Below are 9,470 nucleotides of genomic sequence, written 5' to 3'. Positions count from 1 at the left end.
GAATACCTCGAGCGTGATGGAAGCCAGCAAAAACGATACAATTGACCGCTTTGCAAAGCGGAGTCACAGAAGGAAGAGACCCGCGTCGATGACATGCTGATCGAGATGATCAACCGAGTTTGAAAAGGCTCAGGTCAAGATGCAAGTTGCCAGCTAAGCGCGCGGTTCTCGCACCAGCCGAAGCGGCGCTGCGAACGTTTGTCATCAGCCATCCGCGTGCTTGCGGAGGTGGTAGAATGGTCCGAAGTTTTCAGCACCGGAGAACCGTCCATGGCCACCACTGCCTCTGAAATCTCTTGGGACGAGCTCAAAGCGATGATCCTGGGCCTTGCCGAGCAAGGCAAGGAGACCGACCGCCGCATCCGAGCGCTGGAGCGGCAGTTGGGGCGGCTGGGGAACCGCCTGGGGCAGTTCGTGCAGGATATGGTCGAGCCCGCGGTGGTGCGCCTCTTTCAGGAGCAAGGGATCCCCGTCCATCGGGTGATGCCCAACGTCCGGGCGCGCGACGACGCGGGGCAAACCGTGATGGAGATCGACTTATTGGTAATCAACGGCGACCATGCGATTGCCGTGGAGTGTAAAAGCCGCTTGACCACCGACGATGTCGATGAGCACTTGGAGCGCCTCTCCCGCTTCAAAGCGGCGTTTCCCGAATACGCCGATAAGCTCTTACACGGCGCGGTAGCGGCGATGGGCGCGCCCGACGAAGTCGTGCGCTACGCCGAAAAAGAGGGGCTCTACGTGCTCGTGCAAGCGGACGACGACGTGGTGGTGCGCAACCAGCCGGGCTTTACGCCACGGACGTGGTGAGTACTGGCTGCTCCACATCGGCTTGGCGCGAGATTTTCACCGCTGAAGTGCGCCCACGGATCGCGGACACCGACTGGGCGCGCGTCCATTTCCTTGGTAACATTCCCTACCAGCACTTCATCCCGCTTTTGCAGCTCTCGACCGTTCACGTCTATCTCACCTACCCCTTCGTGCTCTCCTGGAGCCTTTTGGAAGCGATGAGCGCGGGCTGCGCGATCGTCGCCAGCGACACCGCGCCACTGCGCGAAGCGATCCAACACGACGAGACCGGGCGTCTGGTCGATTGCTTCGATGTGGCAGGGCTTGCAAGCGAGGTCTGCGCGCTGCTCGATGATCCAGCCGCGCGGCAGCGCCTGGGCCGCAACGCCCGCGCGTTTGCCCAGGCGCATTACGATCTGCAGACGGTGTCAACACCGACCACAATTGACCGCTTTTCACCGATTCGAGATGTCCGGTTTTCAACGGAATGCTGCTTGGCTGCCCAGGCCGTAGGTGGTGGGCTACCTGTCTCCTTCTGGTTGGGGTAGGTTGGCCGCTTTGGTCAGGAGCCCGGCTTTGCGCTTTTCCTTGAGCCGGAAGCTCTCGCCCTTGATGTTGAGGGTGGTGGCATGATGCAGCAGCCGGTCGAGAATGGCCGTGGCCACCACTTGGTCGGCAAAGATCTCGCCCCAGTCGGCAAACCCTTTGTTCGAGGTGAGAATGATCGAGCCTTTTTCGTAGCGTCGGGCCACCAATCGAAAGAAAAGGCTCGCTTCCTGTCGTTCAAGCGGCAGGTAGCCGATCTCATCGACGATCAGCACCTCAGCCCCTCGTAGGTGTGTTCGGCATCCTCACACGGGGCCGCCCAGACATGAAAGCGCCGCGAATAGCCCAAGGTATTGACCGCGAAATGAACTCGCAGCAATCGCCCACCCACCTCGGTCTCGATCTGCCCCCAGTCGCTTTGCAATTGCCGCCCCGGCGCGGTCTCAAAGCGCACCGTGCCCTTGGGCTTTCTCAGCGCTCGCTTGGGTCGAATGTAGTCACGCAGAATACTGATCCCGCCGCGGTAGCCCATCGCCTGGATCTCGGCAAAGATCACCGTGGCGTTCCAGACCCCTTCGGCAAGCAGCCGATCCACTTGCGCCTTGTAAGGGTCGAGTTTGCTGGACCGAATCCCGCTTCGCCGTCGCGGCGGCGGCCCACCGCGCAGCAGCGCCCGACGCACGGTTCGCTCCGAGCATCCCACTTCTTCGGCAATCTCACGGAGATAACACCCCTTTTCTCGCATTTCGCGTATCATGAGCCAGTCCTCTCGGTTGAGCATGGCGCTTTCCTTGCTTCTTGACACAACACAAGGATGCACCAGCTTTGTCGGGAGGACATCTCAAACCGGTGTTTTGCGGACATTTACCATCGGTGCTGACACTGGCAAGGCCGAGATGATCGCGGCGGCCAAGGCGCGTGGCTTCGATCCGGTCGACGACAACCACGCTGATGCGCTGGCGCTGCTGGACTGGGCAATGGCCCAAGGGGGTGTGGCATGAGAACCAGCACCGCTTCCATCCCCTGCGCTCTCGGGCGCCTGGCCCCGGCGTCACCCGCCAGCAGCGACGAACTGCGCGCGATGCGTGCGGCGGCCTGGCACAAACAAGGCATTGTGGTCGTGCCGCTGGAGGACATCTACGACGACTGGGACCGCGCATTTCTGTCTGGCATCGCCACCAAACTCTACGGCGCGCGCACTGTGGCTACCCGCAAAAGCACACCTTGGGCCGAGGGCGAAGTGATCGACCGGGGCGATGGCGAGACCTGGACGGTGGTGGCGACTACGGGCAAGTCGGTGACGCTTCAGCGCAGCCGCGATGGTGCGCTGGCGACCCTCGGGCAACTCGGGGAGGCACGGCCATGACCAAGAAAACCCAACGCGCCAAGGCCCGTGCCGAGAAGAAGCCGCGCATCGGCGAGGAGCACATCCGCCCGGATGGCAGCGTGATCCGCTACGTGCGCGAGGAGGACGATGACCGCAAGCCCGTCGACCACTACCGCACCGTGGACACGCTGGCGCTGATGCTCCGAAACGGCAGCATCACCGGCGCGATGCACGACGCGGGGCAGCAGTTCTCGCAGGACTTTGCGCGGGCGTTCGGCAGTGGTATCGCCAGTCCCAAGCTCGATGGTCTGCCGGGTGGTACAGCACCCGGCCAGATGATGGTCGAGAAGAACGCTGGTGCTGCGCGTGCCGTGCGGAATGCACTGGATGCGGTGGGCGGCAGTGGCAGTCCAGCCGGATCGGCGCTCTGGTACGTGGCCGGATTGGGGCAATCGGTCCGTGAGTGGGCACTTCGCCAAGGCTGGGCCGGCAAGGCAATCTCCCTGCACGAGGCCAAGGGTATCCTGATCGCTGGGCTGGGCGTGTTGGCTCGGTACTACGGTTATGACCGCAGTGGAAGCGGCCGTCACCGACGAACAGCATCGGCCGAAGCCACGCCTTGACAAAGGACTGGGGGCTGAGTTTAATAACTGTTATTAGTCGTCAGGAGAAATTGCGATGCCGACCAGTGTTGCGCTCAGCCCCCACTTCGAAACCTTCATCCGCCAGCAGGTCGACTCGGGCCGCTTCAACAACGTCAGCGAGGTCGTCCGCGCCGGACTGCGCCTGCTCGAGGAGCGCGAAGCCGAGCAAGCTGCCAAGCTGCAAGCACTGCGCGAAGCGATTGCGGTGGGCCTGGCCAGCGGGCCGGACCTGTCGGAGGAGGAAGTCTTTGACGAGTTGGAAGCCAAGCTGCAAGCGATGGCTGAAAAAGCCGAATGACGCGCTTGGTCTATACCCCGCAGTCCAAGAAAGATCTGAACGACATTGGCCTGTACATCGCTCGCGACAACCCACGGCGGGCGATGAGTTTTGTTCGGGAGCTGCGGGAACAGTGCCGAAAGATCACGGAGGCGCCCAAAGCCTACCGGCCACGACCGGAGCTCGGCAAAGGCCTGCGCCCATGCGCCTACGGCAACTACGTCGTGTTTTTCTTCGAGGAGCCCGGTCTGGTGCGCATCGTCCGGGTGTTGCATGGCGCGATGGACATCGAAGCGCAGTTCGCTGAAAAAAATGCGGCGCCTGACGCCAAAACCTAGTTGAATCTTTGTACATGTAAGGTATAGTAATCCTGTACTGCTGATAACTGCGCCCACCCGATTCGTTCCGGTGGGCGCTGTCGTTTCTGGGCCTGGCGTTCGCCTCTCTGCCCAGCGCTGGAGACTCCCCCATGAAACTTCTCATCACCCGCCCGGTGGTCGTCACCGGCGACGGCGGCACGCGCTCGTTCGTTCCAGGTCTGACGGTCGAGGTCGATGCGGCCACTGCCGATCAGATCCTGGCGCAACAAGCTGGCATCGCTGCCGAGCCTGTTGCAAACGCCGAAGCGCCAGCCACTCCTCGCCGCCGGAAGTCCGCCGATGCTGAAACTTGACGTCACCGCCGATGTGGCCAAGGCGACCGAGCATCTGTCTGATCTGGCGAAACGGCACGTCCCCAATGCCGCCGCCCAGGCGCTCACTCGCACGGCATTCGATGCCCGCGATGCGGTGCGCGAGGGTCTGCCCGAGCGCTTCAACCTGCGCCGCCCGTGGGTCAGCCAGGGCATAGGCGTGACGCAGGCCAAGCCGCGCACGCTGATGGCCGAGGTCTGGTCGCGCGACCGCTTCATGGCGCTGCAGGAAACCGGGGGCACCAAGACCGGCAAGCTGGCGATTCCGGTCGGGCCGATGGCACAGACCGCCCAGACCCGCGTCATCCCCAAGAGCCAGTGGCCGAAAGCGCTGCGAGGCAAACCCGGGGTCTTCGTGCGCAAAGGGATGGTATTGCATCGCCAGGGGCGTGAGATCGCACCGCTGTGGTTGCTGCGCCGTCGGCAGCAGGTTGCGCCGCGCTTGGGCATGGTCGAGACGGTCTCGGCGCTGCTACAACCCCGCTTTGCCATTCACCTTGAGCGTGCGTGGCGGTCGTGACGGCGTTGTGCGCCTGCGCAATCGCTCCTGGCTCTACCTCTATCTGCTGCTGGAGTTTCAGTCGCGCTCGGATCGCTTCATGGCGCTGCGGCTCCTTGTCTATGTGGAGCTGCTCTACCAGGATTTGGTCAAGCGTGGCGAACTCACCGCCACGGGCCAGCTGCCGCCGGTGCTGCCGATCGTGCTCTACAACGGCACCACGCCGTGGCGCGAGGCCGAGTCGCTCGCCGAGCTCGTTGCCGCGCCGCCGCAAGGGCTCGAAGCGTACCTGCCGCAGCTGCGCTATCTTTTGATCGACGAGAACCGCTACGACGAAACGACGCTTGCCAGTCAGCGCAATCTGGCCGCGGCGCTGTTTCGGCTGGAGCAATCGCGCACGCCCGAGCAGTTGCGCGCGGTGCTCAAAAGCCTCATCGCGTGGCTCTCCGAGCCGGAACAAAAGGAGTTGCGCCGCAGTCTCACCATCTGGATCGCGCGCTTGTTGCGCCGTAAAATCCGCAGCGAAGAGATTGCCACCGTCACCGACCTATTGGAGATCGACACCATGCTTGCCGAACGCATCGAGAGTTGGACACAGCAGTGGATGCTGCAAGGGCTGCAAAAGGGCAAGGTCGAAGGCGAGGCGTTGGCGCTCAAGCGTCTGTTGGCCAAGCGCTTTGGGCCGTTGCCGGCGGCGCTGGAAGCCCGGATTGCGGCCGCTTCGCTCGAGGAGATCGAGGCGTGGTTCGATGCAGCGATCACCGCGCCGTCGCTCGACGCAGTCTTTGGCAGCAACCCGCAGTAGCCGTTGGCAGGATAGACGCGCTACGGTTTGCTGTTGCCGGCAACTACCTCATGCCGGTGGATCCTCTACGGGCGGTTTCAGTTGGTCGCGGCTCTCTTCTATCAGCCATCCCTTGGAAATTCACCACGATCTCCGGCCACTGTGGCTGGGACTGGTGGGCGAGCCATTCGCTGACGGCCTTGCGGATCAGCGCATTGCGGCTCTCGCCGCTCTGCTCGGCCATGGCGTTCAACTGCTGCCCGGTCGTGTCGTCGAGATAGATGTGGAAGTGCATGGAGCCTCCGCAGATGCCTGGATATGACACATCGATATGTTCTACGGCGTGAGCGGCAATTTCAAGGGTTGGGTCGAGTCGGAAGACTGAAAGTCGATCGCGCTAAAACGCGTCAAAACGGCTTCTGAGCGATTTTGCGTTGCCGAACGTCCCCAACCCTTACCATCAAGTGATCGTCCGTTCTACGGCCTTTATGGTTCCTTCCTGGGCCTTTTGAGGGCGGGGCCGCGCGCAGCGCGACGCTTGCCTAGCGTCAGAGCCGCAAACAGGTTGCCAGTTTCCACCCAGGTTTCCACCCGTATTCATGCCGAGGTGATCCATCCATGACGGTTAACTGATCCGAGCAGCCCGGAGGAATGCGATGGGATTGTCCGTCCGGGCCTATGCCCAACACCGTGGCGTGAGCCACACCGCTGTGGCCAAGGCCATCAAGGCCGGGCGCATCAGCGTCGAGCCCGACGGCACCATCGACCCGGCCAAGGCCGATGCCCAGTGGGCGCGCAACACGCTGCCGTCACAGAGCCTGAACATCGGTGCCAAGAAGCCTGCGGCCAAGGTGGAAACCCCGCCGGTTTCCACCCCGGTTTCCACCCCGCCGTTGGAAACCCGGGCTGCCGCACCTGACTACCAGACCAGCCGCGCCATCCGCGAGGCCTACGCCGCGCGCCTGGCCAAACTCGAATTTGAAGAACGCACGGGCAAGCTGCTCAACGCCGACGAGGTGAAGGTCAAGTACTTCAACCTTGCGCGTCTGCTGCGTGACCGCATCCAGCAGATTCCCCGCAAGGTCGCCCCGCAGATCGTGGCGGCCGTGGTCGCGCAGCCCGACCAACGCGTGGTGGAGGACTTGCTGATGGAGGCGATCCGCGAAGCCCTGGAGGAACTCTCACGATGACCGTCACCCCTGCTATGGCCAGCCGCATCGAGCTGTGGCCACTGGATCGGCTCAAGCCCTACGCCAAAAATGCGCGCACCCACTCGGATGCGCAGGTAGCCCAGATCGCCGCCAGCATCGTCGAGTTTGGCTTTACCGCACCAATCTTGGTGTCGGAAGACGGCGGCATTCTCGCTGGTCATGGTCGCTTGGCGGCTGCGCAGAAACTCGCGCTCGACGTCGTGCCGGTGGTCGTCCTCGATCACCTCACACCCATCCAGCGCCGCGCCTATATCCTGGCCGACAATCAACTGGCGCTGCAGGCCGGATGGGATCAGGAACTGCTCGCAGTCGAGTTGGCTGACCTGTCAGCAGCGGGCTTCGATCTGGCGCTGACCGGCTTCAGCGATGAGGAACTGGCCGACCTGCTTGGCAATATTGAAGAGACCGAGCGTGCCGATGATGAGGATTCGCCTAATGGCGAACCCGAGGATGAGGATATCCCGGATGCGCCGGTGACTCCGGTCAGCCAGCCGGGTGACATCTGGCAACTGGGTGCGCACCGTTTGATCTGCGGCGACTCGACCGACCCGGCCGTGGTCGCCGCGCTGATGGCGGGCGAGCGTGCGGCGCTGCTCTTTACCAGTCCGCCCTACGCCAACCAGCGCAATTACACCACCGGCGGCATTTCGGACTGGGATGCGCTCATGCAAGGGGTGTTTGCCGCGGCGATGTCGTTCATGGATCGGGCCGGACAGATGCTGGTCAATCTCGGCCTCGTCCATCGCGACAACGAATGGCAGCCCTACTGGGACGGCTGGATCGCCTGGATGCGCGCGCAGGGTTGGCGGCGCTTCGGCTGGTACGTCTGGGATCAAGGGGTGACCGTGCCGGGCGACTGGGCGGGAAGACTTGCCCCACGGCATGAATTCATCTTCCACTTCAACCGCGAGGCCAGAAAGCCCAACAAGATCGTGCCGTGTAAGATGGCGGGCACCTATTCGCACCTGTCCGCGATCAATGGCGGCGGCGGCCTGCGGGACAAAAACGGCAGGCCCAACGACTGGACGCACGCCGACCGACCGATCCAGGATTACCGCATTCCGGATTCGGTGATCACGGTGACGCGTCAGCGCGGGCCCATCGGTGAGGGTATCGACCATCCGGCGGTGTTTCCGGTGGCGCTGCCCGAGCACATCTTGCTGGCGTACTCGGACCCGGGTGATGTCGTCTTCGAGCCCTTCGGGGGCTCCGGCACCACGATCCTGGCCGCCCAGAAGACTGGACGCCAGGCCCGCGCCATCGAACTGGCCCCGCAGTACACCGACGTGGCGGTCAAGCGCTTCCAACAGAACCACCCCGACATCCCGGTGACGCTCATCGCCACCGGGCAGACCTTTGCCGAGGTCGAACAAGCACGCCAAACAGAGCGATTGGAGACGGCAGATGCAGATGAATGAGATCAAGTTCGAGCACTGGCCGACCAGCCGGCTGTTGCCGTATGCCAGAAACCCCAGGAAGAACGATCACGTCGTTGATCAGATGGCGGCGGCAATTACCGAGTTTGGGTTTCGCATCCCGATCATCGCCAGGAGCACGGGCGAGGTGGTCGACGGCCATCTGCGTCTCAAGGCTGCTTTGCGACTGGGGCTGGAGACGGTGCCGGTGATCCTGGCCGATGACCTGACGCCAGCGCAGATCAAGGCGTTTCGCATCCTGGCCAACCGCTCGGCCACCTGGGCAGACTGGGACGAGGACCTGCTGCGTCTCGAACTCGAAGAGCTCAAGCTAGACGACTTCGACCTGGCGCTCACCGGCTTCGATGCCGACGAGTTGCTGGAAATCATGGCCGGCGAGGAGACCACCACCGAGGGCAACACCGACGAGGATGCCGCCCCCGAGGTGCCGGTCAGACCGGTCTCCAAACCCGGCGATGTCTGGATCATGGGCCAGCACCGGCTGCTTTGTGGCGATGCGACCGATCCGGCAAGTTACGACACGCTGCTGGGCACCGAGCGGGTGGCGATGATCTTTCAAGATCCGCCGTACAACGTGGACTATGCCAACAGTCCCAAGGACAAGCTGCGCGGCAAGCACCGACCTATTCTGAACGACAACCTGGGCGAAGGCTTTCAGGCCTTCCTGCTTGCCGCACTCAAGCCTGCGCTACAGCGGTGCGACGGTGCAATCTACATCGCCATGTCCTCCAGCGAACTCGACACACTGCAAGCGGCTTTCCGCGCCGCCGGCGGCAAGTGGTCGACCTTCATCATCTGGGCCAAGCACACCTTCACGCTCGGGCATGCCGACTACCAGCGCCAGTATGAGCCCATCCTCTACGGTTGGCGTGAGGGGGCTAATCGGCACTGGTGCGGTGATCGTGACCAGGGCGACGTGTGGGAGATCAAGAAGCCCGCGAAGAATGCCTTGCACCCGACCCAGAAGCCGGTGGAGGTGCCTGAGCGCGCGATTCGTAATTCCAGTCGTCCGGGCAGTCTTGTTTTGGACTGCTTCGGCGGTTCGGGTAGCACGCTGATTGCCTGCGAGAGGACGGGCCGCGTTTGTCTGGTCATGGAACTCGATCCGAAGTATTGCGACGTTATTGTTCGCCGCTGGCAAGACTGGACCGGACAGAAGGCGCAGCGCGCCGACGATGGCTTGCTGTTCGATGAGCTGGCGAGCGATCAGCCCCTCGAGGCAGGGATGATCGACTGAAGGTCGTAAGGCAGGGTGTGGTCCAGGTC

The 9,470-nt window shown here is 63.0% G+C and carries 13 protein-coding genes and 3 pseudogenes; 13 read left to right on the top strand and 3 right to left on the bottom strand.

Going from position 1 to position 9,470, the window contains the following annotated elements; all coding sequences use genetic code 11:
• The first annotated feature begins 270 nt into the window (after positions 1 to 270).
• Positions 271 to 810, top strand: a complete 540-nt coding sequence (locus tag ACYQ6T_RS08620; protein WP_219973544.1) for a hypothetical protein — start codon at positions 271 to 273, stop codon at positions 808 to 810.
• A gap of 23 nt (positions 811 to 833) precedes the next feature.
• Positions 834 to 1,337, top strand: a pseudogene (locus ACYQ6T_RS08615) (glycosyltransferase); the annotation flags it as partial.
• Here the strand turns inward: ACYQ6T_RS08615 and ACYQ6T_RS08610 are convergent.
• Positions 1,311 to 1,616: pseudogene (locus ACYQ6T_RS08610) on the bottom strand (ATP-binding protein); the annotation flags it as partial. The pseudogenes ACYQ6T_RS08615 and ACYQ6T_RS08610 sit on opposite strands and share 27 nt — an antisense overlap.
• Positions 1,613 to 2,116 (bottom strand): annotated as a pseudogene (locus tag ACYQ6T_RS08605) (hypothetical protein); the annotation flags it as partial. The pseudogenes ACYQ6T_RS08605 and ACYQ6T_RS08610, both read right to left, overlap by 4 nt.
• Between ACYQ6T_RS08605 and ACYQ6T_RS08600 the strand changes: the two are divergent.
• From ACYQ6T_RS08600 to ACYQ6T_RS08565, 8 genes are all read left to right on the top strand, one after another.
• Positions 2,115 to 2,336, top strand: coding sequence for a hypothetical protein (locus tag ACYQ6T_RS08600; RefSeq protein WP_459830005.1), 222 nt, complete (start codon positions 2,115 to 2,117; stop codon positions 2,334 to 2,336). The pseudogene ACYQ6T_RS08605 and the gene ACYQ6T_RS08600 sit on opposite strands and share 2 nt — an antisense overlap.
• Positions 2,333 to 2,701, top strand: coding sequence for a hypothetical protein (locus ACYQ6T_RS08595; RefSeq protein ID WP_459830002.1), 369 nt, complete (start codon positions 2,333 to 2,335; stop codon positions 2,699 to 2,701). The genes ACYQ6T_RS08600 and ACYQ6T_RS08595 overlap by 4 nt, the downstream gene beginning before the upstream one ends.
• Positions 2,698 to 3,285 (top strand): hypothetical protein, encoded by a 588-nt coding sequence (locus ACYQ6T_RS08590; protein WP_459830001.1) that lies wholly within the window; start codon positions 2,698 to 2,700, stop codon positions 3,283 to 3,285. The genes ACYQ6T_RS08595 and ACYQ6T_RS08590 overlap by 4 nt, the downstream gene beginning before the upstream one ends.
• Before the next feature lie 55 nt (positions 3,286 to 3,340).
• Positions 3,341 to 3,604, top strand: coding sequence for a type II toxin-antitoxin system ParD family antitoxin (locus ACYQ6T_RS08585; protein ID WP_144326724.1), 264 nt, complete (start codon positions 3,341 to 3,343; stop codon positions 3,602 to 3,604).
• Complete coding sequence (locus ACYQ6T_RS08580) at positions 3,601 to 3,921, top strand: type II toxin-antitoxin system RelE/ParE family toxin (RefSeq protein WP_459829997.1); 321 nt, start codon at positions 3,601 to 3,603, stop codon at positions 3,919 to 3,921. Before ACYQ6T_RS08585 ends, ACYQ6T_RS08580 begins: the two co-directional genes overlap by 4 nt.
• A gap of 131 nt (positions 3,922 to 4,052) precedes the next feature.
• Positions 4,053 to 4,256, top strand: a complete 204-nt coding sequence (locus ACYQ6T_RS08575; protein WP_144326722.1) for a hypothetical protein — start codon at positions 4,053 to 4,055, stop codon at positions 4,254 to 4,256.
• Complete coding sequence (locus tag ACYQ6T_RS08570; protein ID WP_459829994.1) at positions 4,243 to 4,794, top strand: hypothetical protein; 552 nt, start codon at positions 4,243 to 4,245, stop codon at positions 4,792 to 4,794. The genes ACYQ6T_RS08575 and ACYQ6T_RS08570 overlap by 14 nt, the downstream gene beginning before the upstream one ends.
• Positions 4,778 to 5,578, top strand: coding sequence for an Rpn family recombination-promoting nuclease/putative transposase (locus ACYQ6T_RS08565; RefSeq protein WP_459830008.1), 801 nt, complete (start codon positions 4,778 to 4,780; stop codon positions 5,576 to 5,578). The genes ACYQ6T_RS08570 and ACYQ6T_RS08565 overlap by 17 nt, the downstream gene beginning before the upstream one ends.
• 43 nt (positions 5,579 to 5,621) lie before the next feature.
• Here ACYQ6T_RS08565 and ACYQ6T_RS08560 read toward each other — a convergent pair whose 3' ends face one another.
• Positions 5,622 to 5,852, bottom strand: a complete 231-nt coding sequence (locus tag ACYQ6T_RS08560; RefSeq protein WP_459829992.1) for a ribbon-helix-helix domain-containing protein — start codon at positions 5,850 to 5,852, stop codon at positions 5,622 to 5,624.
• A gap of 361 nt (positions 5,853 to 6,213) precedes the next feature.
• On the opposite strand from ACYQ6T_RS08560, the gene ACYQ6T_RS08555 reads away from it, so the two are divergent.
• The 3 genes from ACYQ6T_RS08555 to ACYQ6T_RS08545 are packed head-to-tail and all read left to right on the top strand — an operon-like array spanning position 6,214 to position 9,441.
• Positions 6,214 to 6,747 (top strand): hypothetical protein, encoded by a 534-nt coding sequence (locus tag ACYQ6T_RS08555; protein ID WP_132961883.1) that lies wholly within the window; start codon positions 6,214 to 6,216, stop codon positions 6,745 to 6,747.
• Complete coding sequence (locus ACYQ6T_RS08550; protein WP_459829990.1) at positions 6,744 to 8,186, top strand: site-specific DNA-methyltransferase; 1,443 nt, start codon at positions 6,744 to 6,746, stop codon at positions 8,184 to 8,186. Before ACYQ6T_RS08555 ends, ACYQ6T_RS08550 begins: the two co-directional genes overlap by 4 nt.
• Positions 8,173 to 9,441, top strand: a complete 1,269-nt coding sequence (locus tag ACYQ6T_RS08545; RefSeq protein ID WP_459829988.1) for a DNA modification methylase — start codon at positions 8,173 to 8,175, stop codon at positions 9,439 to 9,441. Before ACYQ6T_RS08550 ends, ACYQ6T_RS08545 begins: the two co-directional genes overlap by 14 nt.
• Positions 9,442 to 9,470: the final 29 nt, after the last annotated feature.

The organism is Hydrogenophilus islandicus (assembly GCF_054657095.1).
Note: the sequence above shows the minus strand (reverse complement) of the source record. Positions and strands in the feature narration are given on the sequence as shown.

Excerpts from the sequence above, each read along its gene's own strand:
- ACYQ6T_RS08620 (WP_219973544.1), top strand. The coding sequence starts at position 271 with ATGGCCACCACTGCCTCTGAAATCTCTTGGGACGAGCTCAAAGCGATG.
- ACYQ6T_RS08600 (WP_459830005.1), top strand. The coding sequence starts at position 2,115 with ATGGCGCTTTCCTTGCTTCTTGACACAACACAAGGATGCACCAGCTTT.
- ACYQ6T_RS08595 (WP_459830002.1), top strand. The coding sequence starts at position 2,333 with ATGAGAACCAGCACCGCTTCCATCCCCTGCGCTCTCGGGCGCCTGGCC.
- ACYQ6T_RS08590 (WP_459830001.1), top strand. The coding sequence starts at position 2,698 with ATGACCAAGAAAACCCAACGCGCCAAGGCCCGTGCCGAGAAGAAGCCG.
- ACYQ6T_RS08585 (WP_144326724.1), top strand. The coding sequence starts at position 3,341 with ATGCCGACCAGTGTTGCGCTCAGCCCCCACTTCGAAACCTTCATCCGC.
- ACYQ6T_RS08580 (WP_459829997.1), top strand. The coding sequence starts at position 3,601 with ATGACGCGCTTGGTCTATACCCCGCAGTCCAAGAAAGATCTGAACGAC.
- ACYQ6T_RS08575 (WP_144326722.1), top strand. The coding sequence starts at position 4,053 with ATGAAACTTCTCATCACCCGCCCGGTGGTCGTCACCGGCGACGGCGGC.
- ACYQ6T_RS08570 (WP_459829994.1), top strand. The coding sequence starts at position 4,243 with ATGCTGAAACTTGACGTCACCGCCGATGTGGCCAAGGCGACCGAGCAT.
- ACYQ6T_RS08560 (WP_459829992.1), bottom strand. The coding sequence starts at position 5,852 with ATGCACTTCCACATCTATCTCGACGACACGACCGGGCAGCAGTTGAAC.
- ACYQ6T_RS08555 (WP_132961883.1), top strand. The coding sequence starts at position 6,214 with ATGGGATTGTCCGTCCGGGCCTATGCCCAACACCGTGGCGTGAGCCAC.
- ACYQ6T_RS08550 (WP_459829990.1), top strand. The coding sequence starts at position 6,744 with ATGACCGTCACCCCTGCTATGGCCAGCCGCATCGAGCTGTGGCCACTG.
- ACYQ6T_RS08545 (WP_459829988.1), top strand. The coding sequence starts at position 8,173 with ATGCAGATGAATGAGATCAAGTTCGAGCACTGGCCGACCAGCCGGCTG.